The 14,053-nt window shown below is 62.7% G+C and carries 14 protein-coding genes; 11 read left to right on the top strand and 3 right to left on the bottom strand.

The features are described 5' to 3' along the window. The first annotated feature begins 139 nt into the window (after nt 1-139). The 4 genes from V8192_RS04405 to V8192_RS04390 all read left to right on the top strand — a co-directional run bounded on the left by V8192_RS04405 (nt 140) and on the right by V8192_RS04390 (nt 3,778). Nucleotides 140-1,426 carry an epoxide hydrolase family protein gene (locus V8192_RS04405; protein WP_341631830.1) on the top strand — a complete coding sequence of 429 codons (1,287 nt, stop codon included), beginning with the start codon at nt 140-142 and terminating at the stop codon, nt 1,424-1,426. Between the two features lie 61 nt (nt 1,427-1,487). Further along, complete coding sequence (locus tag V8192_RS04400; RefSeq protein WP_341631829.1) at nt 1,488-2,753, top strand: epoxide hydrolase family protein; 1,266 nt, start codon at nt 1,488-1,490, stop codon at nt 2,751-2,753. Nucleotides 2,754-2,765: 12 nt separating this feature from the next. After that, nucleotides 2,766-3,155, top strand: a complete 390-nt coding sequence (locus V8192_RS04395; RefSeq protein ID WP_341631828.1) for a cupin domain-containing protein — start codon at nt 2,766-2,768, stop codon at nt 3,153-3,155. Then, a complete protein-coding gene (locus tag V8192_RS04390) occupies nt 3,152-3,778 on the top strand; it encodes a TMEM175 family protein (protein WP_341631827.1) in 627 nt (208 codons plus the stop codon). Before V8192_RS04395 ends, V8192_RS04390 begins: the two co-directional genes overlap by 4 nt. A 145-nt stretch (nt 3,779-3,923) precedes the next feature. Here the strand turns inward: V8192_RS04390 and V8192_RS04385 are convergent, their stop codons facing one another. Next, complete coding sequence (locus V8192_RS04385) at nt 3,924-4,199, bottom strand: high-potential iron-sulfur protein (protein ID WP_341631826.1); 276 nt, start codon at nt 4,197-4,199, stop codon at nt 3,924-3,926. A 127-nt stretch (nt 4,200-4,326) separates the two neighbouring features. Here V8192_RS04385 and V8192_RS04380 point away from each other — a divergent pair, with 127 nt between their 5' ends. From V8192_RS04380 to V8192_RS04350, 7 genes are all read left to right on the top strand, one after another. Then, nucleotides 4,327-5,712 carry a hypothetical protein gene (locus V8192_RS04380; protein ID WP_341631825.1) on the top strand — a complete coding sequence of 462 codons (1,386 nt, stop codon included), beginning with the start codon at nt 4,327-4,329 and terminating at the stop codon, nt 5,710-5,712. A 36-nt stretch (nt 5,713-5,748) separates the two neighbouring features. After that, nucleotides 5,749-5,943, top strand: coding sequence for a cytochrome c oxidase subunit 2A (locus tag V8192_RS04375; protein ID WP_341631824.1), 195 nt, complete (start codon nt 5,749-5,751; stop codon nt 5,941-5,943). Further along, nucleotides 5,943-6,488, top strand: a complete 546-nt coding sequence (locus V8192_RS04370; protein ID WP_341631823.1) for a cupredoxin domain-containing protein — start codon at nt 5,943-5,945, stop codon at nt 6,486-6,488. Before V8192_RS04375 ends, V8192_RS04370 begins: the two co-directional genes overlap by 1 nt. Further along, the gene (locus V8192_RS04365) at nt 6,472-8,148 is read left to right on the top strand and encodes a cbb3-type cytochrome c oxidase subunit I (protein ID WP_341631822.1); all 1,677 of its coding nucleotides are present in this window, start codon (nt 6,472-6,474) and stop codon (nt 8,146-8,148) included. The genes V8192_RS04370 and V8192_RS04365 overlap by 17 nt, the downstream gene beginning before the upstream one ends. Before the next feature lies 1 nt (nt 8,149). Beyond that, on the top strand, nt 8,150-9,037 hold the full coding sequence (locus V8192_RS04360) for a c-type cytochrome (protein WP_341631821.1): 888 nt from the start codon (nt 8,150-8,152) through the stop codon (nt 9,035-9,037). Nucleotides 9,038-9,243: 206 nt separating this feature from the next. Continuing rightward, on the top strand, nt 9,244-10,026 hold the full coding sequence (locus tag V8192_RS04355) for an SIMPL domain-containing protein (RefSeq protein ID WP_341631820.1): 783 nt from the start codon (nt 9,244-9,246) through the stop codon (nt 10,024-10,026). A 191-nt stretch (nt 10,027-10,217) separates the two neighbouring features. Then, the gene (locus tag V8192_RS04350) at nt 10,218-10,760 is read left to right on the top strand and encodes a DUF1003 domain-containing protein (protein ID WP_341631819.1); all 543 of its coding nucleotides are present in this window, start codon (nt 10,218-10,220) and stop codon (nt 10,758-10,760) included. A gap of 19 nt (nt 10,761-10,779) precedes the next feature. Here V8192_RS04350 and V8192_RS04345 read toward each other — a convergent pair whose 3' ends face one another. Further along, nucleotides 10,780-11,832: an extracellular catalytic domain type 1 short-chain-length polyhydroxyalkanoate depolymerase gene (locus V8192_RS04345; protein WP_444529431.1), complete on the bottom strand. Its 1,053-nt coding sequence runs from the start codon at nt 11,830-11,832 to the stop codon at nt 10,780-10,782. Nucleotides 11,833-11,998: 166 nt separating this feature from the next. Continuing rightward, entirely contained in the window at nt 11,999-14,032 is a 2,034-nt protein-coding gene (locus tag V8192_RS04340; RefSeq protein WP_341631817.1) for an ATP-binding protein, read from the bottom strand. Nucleotides 14,033-14,053 lie beyond the last annotated feature (21 nt).

Below are 14,053 nucleotides of genomic sequence, written 5' to 3'. Positions count from 1 at the left end.
TCGCGCATCGCGGATTGACCGACTCAATGATGAAGCGCAGTGCGACTACGGCCGCTTGTGCGTAGCGCACCGGCATATCCGCGACCCAGCACTCGAGTGCGGTAAGGCGTTTTCTTCCCATCCACACCAGGAGGAGATCATGGCCGAAACGACATCGCGTTCAGGCGGTGCGGACACCCTTGCGCCGACCCAACCCGCTTCCCGGCAGGAAGCCCGGCCGAAAGAAACGATTATTCTCGCCCAATCGGCCGACGAAGCGATCCGGCCGTTCACTTATCGCGCGAGCGATGAAGAGCTGGCCGATCTCAAGAGCCGCATTGCGGCGACGCGATGGCCCACCCGTGAACTGGTGAATGACGCCACCCAGGGTGTGCAGCTCGCGACGCTCCGGAACCTCGCCAATTATTGGTTGAACGAGCACGACTGGCGAAAGGTCGAGACGAGAATCTTCAGCTACCCGAACTTCATCACCAGCGTCGATGGCGTCGATATCCACTTCATCCATGTGAAGTCGAGGCATCCGGATGCAAAGCCGATTGTCATCACGCATGGCTGGCCCGGATCCATCATCGAGAATCTGAAGATCATCGCTCCCCTGACCGACCCTACCCAGCATGGAGGCAAAGCCGAAGATGCCTTCGACGTCGTGATCCCGTCGATGCCGGGCTATGGATTCTCGGGCAAGCCGACCGAGCTCGGATGGAACCCGCAGCGCATCGCGCGCGCCTGGATCAGCTTGATGAACCGGCTCGGCTACGATCGCTTCTTCGCGTCGGGCGGCGATTGGGGTGCCCCGGTCACCGAGGAGATTGCGCTTCAGGCGCCGACGCAGGTGATCGGCATCCAGACCAACCTCGCGTTTGCCATGCCGCCCGATGTCGCCAAAGGAGCGGCCGCTGGAGCCCCGCCGCCTTCTGGCCTCTCTGAACGCGAAAAGACTGCCTACGACCAGCTCGTCTATTTCTTCACCAAGGGGCTTGGTTACGCAGTCGAGATGGGGAGCCGGCCCCAGACGATGTACGGCCTCGACGACAGTCCCGTCGGGCTCGCTGCCTGGATCATCGACCACGATATTGACAGCTACAAGATGATCACCCGGATCTTCGAAGGGGTCGAGGAGGGACTCTCGCGCGATGATATCTGCGACAACATCACGCTCTACTGGCTGACAAGGACAGGAGTATCCTCCTCGAGGCTCTACTGGGAAAACAAGCTGCCCTTCTTCGCGCCGCTGGGACAATCCGTCCCCGTCGTGGTCAGCTCCTTCCCGACCGAGATCTACGCGGTCCCTCAGACCTGGGCCGAGCAGGCTTACTCCAATCTCGCCTATTTCGGGGATCACCCGAAAGGCGGGCATTTCGCTGCCTGGGAGCAACCGCAGGCGATTGTAGACGATTTGCGCAAGGGCTTCAGCTCGTTGCGTTGAGCTAACCGGGTGGGCGGCGCCGAAAACGCTGCCCACCCCGGTTCCTCAAGTGAGGTGTATGATGCCGCTGACCGCAGCCGCGATGCTCCTTGCCACGATGCTGGCACCTCCGCCGAGCTCGGCGGCCACCACGTCACAAAATGGCTCCATCCGCGCATATCAAGTTCATGTCCCGCAGGCGCAGATCGCAGATTTGAAGCGGCGGATCGCAATGACCCGCTGGCCCGACAAGGAGACGGTCAGCGACCGGTCCCAAGGCTTCCAGCTGGGAGACCTCCAGCAGCTTCTGCATTATTGGGGCACGGCTTACGACTGGCGAAAAGCGGAGGCCAAGCTCAACGCCTTGCCGCAGTTCAAGACGAATATCGATGGGCTCGACATCTACTTCATCCAAGTCAGGTCGAAGAACCCGAACGCGCTGCCCCTCATCATGACTCACGGCTGGCCGGGCTCGGTATTCGAGCTGATGAAGGCCATCGATCCACTCGCCAATCCGACTGCGCATGGCGGCAAGGCGGCGGATTCCTTCGACGTCGTCATCCCGTCAATGCCAGGTTACGGCTTTTCCGACAGGCCGCGCGAGACGGGCTGGAACCCGGAGCACATCGCCAGGGCCTGGGACATCTTGATGAAACGCCTTGGTTACACCCGCTACGTCGCGCAGGGCGGGGACTGGGGCGCTGTTGTCACCGAGCTGATGGGCGAGCAGGCGCCGCCCGGACTGCTTGGAATCCACGTCAACCTTCCAGCGACAGTCCCCCAGGATATCGCCGCGGCACTCGGCACGGGAATTGCGCCCGCGGGGCTCAGCGACAAGGAGCTTGCCGCGTTCAACGCGCTCGTCGCGGGCAGGAAGGCGCGTGGGACCGCCTATTTCGACATGCTGACAGCAAGGCCCCAGTCGATCGGCTACGCCATGAGCGATTCCCCGGCGGCACTTGCGGCCTTCCTCCTCGTGCATGGCGGATTTTCCAGATGGAAGTTCGGCGGAACGCCGCAAAGCCCACTGAGCACGGACGACGTGCTCGACGACTTCACCTTGTACTGGCTGACCGATACCGGCGCGTCGGCAAACCGTCTGTACTGGGAAAATCAGGGCCGAAGTCCGGTCTTCGCTACGGCATTGAAGACCGACCAGATCAAGGTTCCGGTAGCAGTCACCGTCTTTCCCTTTGAGAGCTATCCGGCGCCCGAGAGCTGGGCGCGGCGAGCCTATCCGAAGCTTTTCTATTTCCATGAGGTAGACCGCGGTGGCCATTTCGCCGCCTGGGAGCAGCCTGAACTCTTCGCCGACGAGCTCCGGGCCGCGTTCCGATCGCTGCGCTAGGGAGATGAAGGAATGCCGATTTGGACCGCTCTTTCGATGCTGGCGCTATTCCAGTCGTCAACCGCTCCCTCGGCGCCGCCGCCCGGCATCTCACGAACCGATCTGCAGCGGCACGACCTCAGTCTCTCCGGCTGGCAGACGGTCCAGACCAGGGTCGATTTCGCCCCGCATGCCGTCGCAGCGAAACACAAGCACCCGGGTGAGGAAATCATCTACGTCCTCAAGGGCAGGCTCCAATATCTCGTCGAGGGACAGGGCCCGATCACTCTTGGCGCGGGCCAGGTCCTGTTCGTTCCGTACGGCAAGCCGCACTCGGCGGTGAACGTCGGGCAAGAGCCCGCAACAGAATTGGCGACCTATGTGGTCGAGAAGGGAAAACCCCTCGTTGTCCCGGTACCGTGAAGCGCGTGCAGGATACCGAACTTCACCCGAGCAACCGGCGGATTGAAGGCTTTTCGGACGGCGTGTTCGCGGTTGCCGTCACCATCATTGTGCTTGAAGTTCGCGTTCCCGACAGCCTCGCTTTCGCGAATGATGCAGCGGGGTTGCAACAATTTCTCACACTGTTCGCGATTTACGCGCTGAGCTTTGTCGTGGTCGGGATCCTATGGGCCAACCACCATTACCTGATCCTCACTCTGTCCGACACGGACCGAGCTACGCTGTGGCTCAATAACCATGTGCTCTTCTGGGTCACGATGGTGCCGGTCGTGGCCCGGTTTTTCGGCCTGCACCCCACCTCAGCTCGGGCAACCGCCGCCTACGCTTTTGTCGTGATGATGTGCACCGTTGCACTGACGCTGCTGCGAAGCCATGCATCGCGGGCGACTGCCAATCGGTTCCACCGCGCGCTTCATCGCCGAGTATTCCGGAAAGTCTGGATTGCGATCGCAGCCTATGCCGCGGCGATCCCGCTCGCTTTCGTCAATGTTAAGCTGAGCTGGGCACTTCTGATCATCCTCCCGGCGATGTTCTTTCTGCCGATCGTTCGGGTAAAATCGAAGCTTGCCCGAGATCGAGCGTGAAGCGCAGTAAGCCATTGGGGTTGCCCCCACGGCCCTCGGCAGAGCGCAGCAACCGAACGCTGGTCGCGGAAAGCAGCGTGCGAACGGCCGGCGACTCTCTTTGGTGCGGATTGAAAAACGAAACCCGCGGACCAACGGTCCCGGATTATTTCTTCTTGTAGAGCGTGCACCAACCCGACGGTGCGATGGTGCCGTCCACCAACTTGCAGGACGAAGGCTGCTGCCACAGCGCACAATTGTCGCAGCGCTGGTCCCCTTTGGGCGCGGACTGATAGCTGACGGCTTTCTGGGGGATCTTCCCGGCGGCGCGCGCGGGAGTGCTCGTGAGGCTTGCCCCCACCAGCGCGCTGCTTCCGACGGCGGCTGCAAACAGGAAATCGCGCCGGGATAGGCGCGGGCTGAAGGACGGGTCTTCCGACATTGCAAGTCTCCCACTCGGGTTGACCCTGAGTGCGCCTGCAGCTCCTGCCGCGAAATACGTAGATTACCGCATTTCGGCAGCTGCGCATCTAAACAACAATAGGCACTAACAAAGGGGGAGTAAGGCAATGCGCAACTCCGTTTCCGACGAACGTTCGCTGACGCTCAAACTCGTTGGCGGTCTTTCGGTCATCGGCGCCGCACTGATCGGAGGTGCGACCTTCATCACTCCCCACGCGGCGCGCGCAGTTCCCGCCTTTGCGGAACAGACGGGGCAGCCTTGCAAGGCGTGCCACGTCGGCGGCTTCGGGCCCGAGCTGACCCCCTTCGGCCGCGAGTTCAAGCTCGGCGGCTATACGCTCCGGACGCACGCCGCGGTGCCCCTGTCTGCCATGGCGATCGCCTCATGGACCCACACCAAAAAGGATCAGGTGCCGCCGCCCGAGCATCTCAATCGCAACGACAATCTGGTGCTCGACCAGGCGAGCCTGTTCGTCGCCGGCGGCATCGGTGATCATTTCGGCGGCTTTGCCCAGCTCGTCACCTATGACGGCGTCGGGCGCGCCTGGTCATGGGACAATATCGACCTTCGGGCTGTCACCAGCGCCAAGGTCTTCGGCGCGGATTCAATCCTGGGGCTGACGCTCAACAACAACCCCACGGTGCAGGACCCTTGGAACACGCTTCCCGCCTGGGGCTTCCCGTTCACCGACACGGCGGTCTCGCCGACGCCCGATGCCGGCTTGCTCATCGACGACCCGCTCGCCGGGAATGTGATCGGCCTCACCGGATACGGGTGGCTCGGACACAAATTATATATCGAGGGCGGCGCTTACTCGAGCCCGTCCCGCGGCTTCCTCAACTTCGTCGGCATGGATCCGACGGATCCGGGGTCGCTTCATGGCATGGCCCCTTACGGACGCATCGCCTACCAGACCGACCTTGCCGGTGGCACCTTCGAAGTCGGCGGCAACGTACTCAAGGCCGCGATCTTTCCCGAACGCGACCGCTCGAGCGGTTTCGCGGACCGCTATACGGATTGGGGCCTCGACAGCTCCTGGCTGAAGACCATGGGCAAGAGCGATTCGCTGACCGCAAATGTGCGTTTCGAACACGAGACCGGCAATCTTCGGGCAAGCTGCGCGCTGGGCCTGATCGGTGACGGCAGCGATGTGGACTGCGCCCGCTACCACTTGAACGAGTGGCGTGCCGCAGTGCGGTACACCTGGCACGAGAAGGTCGGTTTCACGCTGTCGCCGTTCGGCATCACCGGATCCCACAACGACAATCTCTACGATAGCGGAAGTCCCGACAGTAACGGCGTCATGGGCCAGATCGACTTCACGCCTTGGGGCGCGGGCAAATCACCGCTCGGGCCGAGATTCAATGCGCGCCTCGGCGTCCAGTACACGGTCTACGGCAAGTTCAATGGCCGGAGGCACAATTTTGACCTGGCCGGCGCCAATGCTTCTGACAACAACGCGCTGAGAATCTTCACGTGGGTGGCGTTCTGATCGTGGCGCGTATATTGCTGTTTCGAGCGGGGGCGTATGGCTGAACCGTCCTATCCGGCTGGCTTGCACGATCTTTCGAGCGACGAAGAGGAGCTCGAGAGGCTCGAGAGCGCAATGGAAGACACCCCCCGTGGCGCGCTCGCGGTTTCCCTGATCGCCGTGGGTCTCCTCCTTGTCGGCTGGCTTGGACTTTATTTCCTGGTCTTCCTTCCGCGCGGCAGCATCGGCTGATGGCCTGGAACGAAGAAGCCATCCTCAAGTCGGAGCTGCGCTGGGCGGCGATCGTCGCGGCAATCGTCGGAATCATCATGATCGCGATCCTGTACGCGGCGATCGCGATGCACGTGAACCCGCCGAGCAATGCTGAATATATCGATCCCAAGACGCTCCACCTTTCGGCAGAATTCACCGAATCCAATCTCGGCACGCGCGTCGATCCCGACGGGCGCGTCGTTGCGCGGGTGATCGCGACGCAGTTCGAGTTCGTTCCCAACTGCCTTGTCCTTCCGGCAAACCGCGAGGTTACGATCCGACTGACCACCCCTGACGTGATCCACGGGATTTTGATCACCGGCACCAACGTCAACACGATGATCGTCCCCGGATGGGTATCGCAGGTGCATACCGTCTTCCAGAAGACAGGCGACCTGTTGATGCCCTGTCATGAATTCTGCGGCCTCGGACACAGCCAGATGATGGCGACCGTGCGCGTGGTACCGCCCGAGCAGTTCCGACCCGGCGGTGATGGAAGGATTGCTTGTGGCAACCGTCGCTAGGACGGCATCGTCTGCGGAGCCGCAGAGGACGGATCTTGCCGGCCTGCAGACCAGCCGGGTGGTCATGGCCCACATCTGGGTCGCCATCGCAGTCTTTGGCGTCGCTTGCCTCCTCGGCGTCTGGCAGATGTGGGCGCGAAGCCCCCTCAACGCGCCCTACCATACTGCAGCCAATTACTTCCGGTCCGTGACCCTTCACGGAGTGTCGATGGGCTACGTGCTCACGACCTTCTTCATCATGGGCTTTGGTTATTATGTCGCGGAAACCGCGCTCAAACGACCGCTCCCGAGCATTACCCTCGCATGGGGCGGCTTCTGGCTCGGGATCCTCGGAACGCTGATGGCCGTATTGTCGGTGACCAGCGGCAACGCCTCGGTGCTCTTCACCTTCTACCCGCCGCTCACGGCGACGCCCTGGTTCTACATCGGCCTCGTGCTCGTGGTGGTCGCATCATGGCTATGGTGTGCGCAGATGATCGTCGCCATGCGCGCGTGGAAGGCGGCCAACCCGGGCGAGCCTGTCCCGCTCGCGATGTTCGCGACGGTTGCAAACGCGGTCATGTGGCTCTGGACCACGGTTGGGGTTGCCGCCGAGCTGCTTTTCCAGGTGATCCCGGCAGCATTCGGCTGGAGCCAGACCCTCGACGTCGGCCTCTCGCGAACGCTTTTCTCCTGGACCCTCCACGCGATCGTCTATTTCTGGCTGTTCCCGAGCTACATCGCTTTCTACACGATGTTCCCGCGCGCCGCCGGCGGTCGTCTCTATTCGGATACTCTGGGCCGCCTCGCGTTCATCCTGTTCATCATCTATTCCCTGCCCGTCGGACTGCATCACCTGTTCATGGACCCGGAGCATTCGAACGGGTTCAAGTTCCTTCAGATGTTCCTGACCGCGCTCGTGTCGGTGCCCACACTTCTCACCATCTTCACGATCAGCGCCTCCGCCGAGATCGCCGGCCGCATGCGCGGCGGCAACGGCCTGTTCGGATGGATCGGGGCCCTGCCCTGGAACCGCCCGATGGTCCTCGCCACCGGGCTCGCCTTCATCATGCTCTTCTGGGGCGGCGGCGGCGGCCTCATCAACATGAGCTACGGAATGAACGCGATGATCCACAACACAAGCTGGGTCACCGCGCACTTTCATCTCATCTTCGGCGGCACGGTCGTCATCATGTATCAGGCGATCTGCTATTCGATCTGGCCGAGCATGACGGGCCGCGACTTCAGGGATCTGAAGCCGCTGCGGTTGCAGCTGTGGCTGTGGTTCATCGGAATGATGGTGATGACCCTGCCCTGGCACTGGCTCGGGCTGCAGGGACAGTGGCGGCGCGTCGCCGCGTTCGATTATTCGAATCCGATCATTCACGGCTGGGGGCCATGGGTGGATGTCTCGCTCATCGGCGGGATCATCCTTGCTCTGAGCGCAGCCCTCTTTCTGTTCAACCTGGCGTCGCTGCATCGTTGGGGTATCCCCGGCGCGCCGACGGAGATCGACTATGCGCAAGCTGTCCACCCGCCGGAGCGGGTGCCGGCGTCACTCAATGGATTTGGCCTTTGGAACATCATCGTCGCAGTGCTGATGCTCCTCGCCTACGGCTGGCCGATCGCCCAATTCTTCGTCAACCCGCCACCCCAGGCGGTCGTGCACAGGCTCGGCTGAGATGGCGCGCGAACCGACAAAGCCGCGTCAGCCTCACGGCCAAAGCCCGGCCGGAGCAGCCGCGGAGCAGAAGGCGGTAGATCGTCGCTGGAGGGCCTGGGCTGCCACTGCGGTCGGTTCCGCGGTGCTTATCGGCGGTCTCATCGCTTTCGTGCTGATCCCGGCCGCTCAGAAGAGCGGCGCACACCTTACCATGGGCCACGCGATGGCCCGCGCCGCGGGCCTCGCGCCCGGGTCACCCGCCGTACCGCAGCCGATTAACACGGCCAGCCCGATCCCGGTCAGCACCGTGAGCTGGAATCCGCAGATCATGGCGATCCTGGCGTCCGGCGATACGCGGCGGGGGGCGTCGATCGCCGCGCAGACCTGCGCTGCCTGCCACGGCGACAAGGGATTGTCGCAAAGCGTGGCACCCGGACCGATCTTCCCCAGCCTTGCGGGGCAGAGTCCGTATGCGATCTACAAGCAGCTTCACGACTTTCAGAGCGGCGCCCGCGTCAACCCGATGATGAGCCCGGTTGCGCAGACGCTCGCCGCCGCAGATCTTGCTGCGGTGGCAGCATACTACTCGGCGGCCTCGAGGGAATATTCGGCGCTCGGTGGGCGCCAGATGATCGGCGATTCTCCTGAAATCGACAAGCTCGCGACCGACGGCGACAGCGGCCGTCGGATTCCGGCCTGTCTCGCATGCCACGTGAACAATGCAGGCGGACCGATCGAGACACCGGTGATCACCGGGCAATCCTCGGATTACCTCATGACCCAGCTCAACGCGTTCGCGACGGGACAGCGCAAGAACGATGTCTATGGCCGCATGCGAGACGTGGCCCGGAAGCTGAAACCCGAAGAGCGCGCCGCGATTGCGCGTTATTTTGAAGGTACGCTCTAGAAAATTGCTTCGTCGGCCGTTCAAGCACGCAACGCGTTCATTTGTGTCGTGTTTCCGCATTGATGAAAGTCACGGAAAGCCGCGACACCACCAGCGATCCGCAACTCCGATGTGACGTTCATCGTGGTGCCGGGTTGCACCGCAGGCCCAGATGCCGCTGACTGGCCATCAGGGAACGTGTCGCGCGAGTTGAAAGGACAATCTTCATGAGCATTCGAAAATCGTTCGCGATCCTGGCTTTGTCGGCCGCGACCCTTCATCCCGCGATCGTTTCTGCGCAGCAGGCGCCCACTGCCAGCATTTCGGAAATGGCGAGCACGCCTCTGGTACGGGTCAACATCGCGGAATCGCTCAGAACCCCGCCCGACGAAGCGACCATGACCGTCGGGACGCAGGCCAGGGCTTCCACGGCGACCCAGGCCGTTGCTGCGAACAAGACAAAGACGGAGAAGCTGCTTGCGAGCATCCGCGCGGCCGGCATCCGCGAGCGCGATATCCAGACACAGGGCATCCAGCTGCAGCCGGATTACCGCTGGGACAACGAGCCCGGCGGCCCGGGACACCAGACACTCATCGGTTACGTCGCCAATAACTCGGTCCAGGTCAAAACCCATGACATCGACAAGCTGACGGCCCTGCTCGATGCGCTGACGACGGCGGGTGCAGACTCGGTCTACGGACCCAATTTCGCGATTTCCGATCCGGCACCGCTGCGTCGGGAGGCACGCGTCCGCGCGATGGCGCGCGGCCAGGCCGAAGCCACGGAATATGCCCGGAACAACGGCTACAGCAAGGTACGCCTGCTCTCTGTGGAGGAAGGAACTTCCTACCGCGGTACGGACGTGATCATTACCGGCTCGCGGATCAGTCCCGTGGCCGCGCCTCCGCCGCCCCCGCCGCCTGCTCCGGAACGTGACGGCGGTATCGTCGCTCCAGGCCAGCTGGAAACCGGCGTATCGCTGAACCTCCTCTACCGGATGGAACGCTGACGACGCGACGCGTATGTTCCCGATCGTCCGGCGATGGATTTCCGCCCGCTGATCGTCCGGGCCTAAGGAGCAGTCCCGAGATGCCTCTGCAGCCGGCTTTTATCGGTCTGCGCATGCAGATCTGTCCCCAGACGGCGCGGTGCGCGTTATCCTTAGTCTTATTCCCCAGAGCGACTTGAAAAGGAGCGCAAATGGTCGAGCGCGACGAACTCTCTTCACCGGTCCAGGAGAACGATAGCGTCAGGGCCATCGCTCGGCTCCACGCAGCTCATGCTGCGGAGGCGAGCGCGCCGCAACTCTGGATCGAGCGCTTGACCCGGAAGGCCGGAACGCCGGCGTTCCTTGTCGTCCTGTCGGTCTTGGTCCTGTCTTGGATCGGGTCGAATACCGCGTTGTCCATGGCCGGGTACCGGTCACTCGACGCAGCGCCCTTCCCCTGGCTTGAGGGCGCGCTCACGCTCGCCTCCCTTTATATCGTCATTTTGATCCTCACGACCCAGCTTCGCGACGACAAGCTGTCGGCACTTCGCGATCAGCTGACCCTCGAGATCGCCATCCTGGGCGAACAGAAATCGGCCAAGATCATCGCGCTTTTGGAAGAGCTTCGGCGTGACGCTCCAGGGATCGCCAACCGACCGGACGATGATGCTCACAAACTGTCGACGCCGACCGACCCCGGCAAGGTGCTTGATGCGCTCAAAGACGATCAGGAGCGTCAGGCGCGCGAACCCTGATCGGGCAAACGGTCGCGGATTAACGAAGCAAACCCGCGCTCCTCAGCGCTTCGACGATTGTCCGTTCGACGAAGCCGCCTGCGATTGGATTGGCGCGCGGCTGGCTCTCGGAGCGCGCCGGAGCGCGCCGTGGGACCGTCAGGGTGTCATGCCCTGATTTGGCGACAGTAGGGCTCAGGCCCCAGAATCGGAGCAGATGCTGGGTCGAGGAAATGCCGGCGTCGAGCATGTGCGCGCCGGCAATCTCGCCGCGCACCGGGTCCGAGGGGTCAAGCGGCGTTCCGTGAGCCATTCCAGTGATGGAATATTCCTCGATGACCTCGCGTCCCTCTGGATCGCACCATACCCGGTGGGGGTAGCCCTCGACTTCGTCCGTCCGGCTCGGATCTTTGGCAGCGCCATGAAAGTCCCGCCACTGGTCGACCAGGTCTCCTGCGTTCGCGGGATCGACAATATGATCGCCGCTTCCGTGCCAGATGGACAGGATCGGCCAGGGACCTTGGTGGTTGGAGGCCGAGCGTACCAGTTCGGAAAGCCTCGCCGTGCCTGGCCGGCCGTGACCGCGCATGCGGTCGAAGGCTTCGGGGATGGACTGAGCGCTCCCGAACGGAAGGCCGGCGATGATTCCCCCGCCGGCGAACACCTCGGGGTAGGTTGCAAGCATGACGGCTGCCATGGCGCCCCCGGCTGAGAGGCCGGTGACGAAAACGCGCTTGGGATCGGTCCCGAATTGCGCCTGCATCGCATCGACCATCGCGCGGATCGATTGCGCTTCGCCCGATCCGCGTTCCGTATCGGCAGGAGAGAACCAGTTGAAGCAGAGGTTGGGATTATTGGATCGCTGCTGTTCGGGGAAAAGCAGAGCAAATCCATGCTCGTCGGCCGCCTTCGACCAGCCTGCGCCCCGATCATATCCTTCCGGATTTTGGGTGCAGCCGTGGAGTACGACGACCAGAGGCGCCCCCTCGGCGAGCATTTGAGGGCGGTAGAATTTCGCCGCCAAGGCACCGGGATTTGGCCCAAAGTCCTCAAGAGGCGACAGCCGGCCGTCGAATCGGCCCGGCTCGGCCAACTGAGAGCGCAGAGCCGCGAGGCGGGTGATGGTATCGTGAAGATTTGGGATGCCTGATCTCCTCGCCGGAGAGCCGGCGGGACATAGATAGGTCTTTTGCTGCAATGCACAATGAATTGCTGCATCGCACAATAACTGATTTGGAGCTCGAGACCGGGCTTACCGGTCAGCCCTCGACAGCGACGGCCTGGTCGAGCAATTCCCGGACCTTCGCGGCCAACCCCTGCTGCGTGAAGGGTTTGGAGAGGAGCTCCACGCCTTCCTTGACCCGCCCGTCCTGTAGGATCACGTCGCGCGGATAGCCCGAGATATAAAGGACTGGCAGGTCCGGTTTGAGCTGGTGCGCGGCCTCGGCCAGCTGGCGGCCGGACAGCTCGGGCATCACGACGTCGGTCACCAGGAGTTCGACCTTGTCGCGTTGGTCGCGAAGCAGCATGAGCGCCGCCGAGCCGCCCGCCGCCTCGAGAACCTCGTAGCCAAGCTCCCTCAAGCAATCGACGGTGAATTGACGGACGTCCTCGTCGTCCTCAACGACCAGGATCGTCTCATCGAGATTCTGCTGCTCGGCTTCCAAAATGGTCAGATCGCCCGCTTCCAGCGGGTCAGCGACGGCGCGCGGCAGATAAAGGCAAACCGTCGTGCCCGCGCCCACGTGGGAGCTGATATGGATGTCTCCTCCCGACTGCTTGACGAAGCCATAGACCATCGACAGCCCGAGCCCGGTGCCCTTGCCGACTTCCTTGGTTGTGAAAAACGGCTCGAAGGCACGCTCGATCGCTTCCTCGGACATTCCGCTGCCGGTGTCGGCAACCGATAGCATCAGATAGTCGCGGGGCGCCGGCGCACCCGACGGCAAAGCAACGCCGGAGGGGACATTGGCTGCCCTCAGGGTCAGCGTTCCGCTGCCATCCATTGCATCCCGTCCGTTTACGGCGAGATTGAGAATGGCATTCTCGAGCTGGTTGGGGTCGACTTCGACATTCCACAAATCATCGCTCGTTTCGGTCTTGAGGACGATCGTTTCGCCAAGCGATCTCGAAATCAACTCCGCCATGCCCTGGAGCAGCCGCGTCACTGCAATCTGCTTGGGCGCCAGCGGCTGGCGCCGCGAGAAAGCGAGCAGGCGCTGGGTCAGCGCCGAGGCCCGCTCTGCCCCTTTTTGGGCGTTTGCAAGCGCGCGTTCGATCCTCTCGTCGCCGCCACTGCCTAGGCGGCTGCGCGCCATGTCGACGTTGCCGAGGATAACAGTCAGCAGATTGTTGAAGTCGTGAGCGATGCCACCGGTCAGCTGACCCACGGCTTCCATCTTCTGCGCCTGGCGAAGCGCCTCCTCGATCTGGAGGCGCTCGGCGATCTCGCGTTCGACACGTTGCTCGAGCGTGTCGTTCAAATGCCGCAGCGCATCCTCGACCCGCTTCGATTCCGTAACGTCGTAGATGACCCCGATGTGGCGTATTCCGCCTCCCGCGACATCGCGAACCGCCTCACCGCGGCGCGCGAGCCAGCGTTCCTGCCCATTGTCGGCGCGGGTCACGGCAATCTCGGTATAAGGGAGATCCTCAGCCGGCTGCGAGGCCATCTCGAGAAGCGGCGCACATCCCTCCCTCACCAGACGATTGATGGTCGCGACCGGAAGCACATCGGCAAGATTGAGCCCGAGCAACCGGCAAAACTGCTCGGACACCATGGCCGTCGCATAACCCGGAACATGCTCAAACGTGCCGATCCCGCCCGCGCTCTGGGCAATTCGGAGCCGCTCCTCGACCCGTCTCCGCTCAGTGACGTCGACGAGGATGCCCGAAAATCGCTCCGGCTGCGCCACTTCGTCAAAATGGCAACGGCCGTGGGCCTCGACCCAGCATACCTGGCCGTCAGGGGTGATGATCCGATAGGTTTTAAAGAAAAGCTCTGCACCGTGGAGCAGGCCGGCGACGGCGATCCGGATACGATCCGCGTCGCCCGGATAAATGGCCTGAAAGAAGGTACTGGTCGGAAGGCCGCCATGGGCAGCGGCGGGCTCGATCCCGTAAAGCGCTGCCATCCGGTCGTCGAAGTAGAGCAGGCCCTGCTTGATATCCCAGTCCCAGCTTCCTGCGGCGCCGGCCGCGAGCAGCGAGATATTGAGGCGCTCGCGCAGCTGTTCGACGAGGGAGGGATTCTCTCCGGATGACCGAGGAATCGTCGTTGCTTCCCGTTTCACAGCGGGCGGCCGCTCATGACT

The organism is Sphingomonas agri, assembly GCF_038148795.1.
GTDB classification, from domain to species: Bacteria; Pseudomonadota; Alphaproteobacteria; order Sphingomonadales; family Sphingomonadaceae; genus Sphingomicrobium; species Sphingomicrobium agri.
Note: the sequence above shows the minus strand (reverse complement) of the source record. Positions and strands in the feature narration are given on the sequence as shown.

Coding starts and splice junctions, on each gene's coding strand:
- V8192_RS04405 (WP_341631830.1), top strand. CDS start 140: ATGGCCGAAACGACATCGCGTTCAGGCGGTGCGGACACCCTTGCGCCG.
- V8192_RS04400 (WP_341631829.1), top strand. CDS start 1,488: ATGCCGCTGACCGCAGCCGCGATGCTCCTTGCCACGATGCTGGCACCT.
- V8192_RS04395 (WP_341631828.1), top strand. CDS start 2,766: ATGCCGATTTGGACCGCTCTTTCGATGCTGGCGCTATTCCAGTCGTCA.
- V8192_RS04385 (WP_341631826.1), bottom strand. CDS start 4,199: ATGTCGGAAGACCCGTCCTTCAGCCCGCGCCTATCCCGGCGCGATTTC.
- V8192_RS04380 (WP_341631825.1), top strand. CDS start 4,327: ATGCGCAACTCCGTTTCCGACGAACGTTCGCTGACGCTCAAACTCGTT.
- V8192_RS04375 (WP_341631824.1), top strand. CDS start 5,749: ATGGCTGAACCGTCCTATCCGGCTGGCTTGCACGATCTTTCGAGCGAC.
- V8192_RS04370 (WP_341631823.1), top strand. CDS start 5,943: ATGGCCTGGAACGAAGAAGCCATCCTCAAGTCGGAGCTGCGCTGGGCG.
- V8192_RS04360 (WP_341631821.1), top strand. CDS start 8,150: ATGGCGCGCGAACCGACAAAGCCGCGTCAGCCTCACGGCCAAAGCCCG.
- V8192_RS04355 (WP_341631820.1), top strand. CDS start 9,244: ATGAGCATTCGAAAATCGTTCGCGATCCTGGCTTTGTCGGCCGCGACC.
- V8192_RS04350 (WP_341631819.1), top strand. CDS start 10,218: ATGGTCGAGCGCGACGAACTCTCTTCACCGGTCCAGGAGAACGATAGC.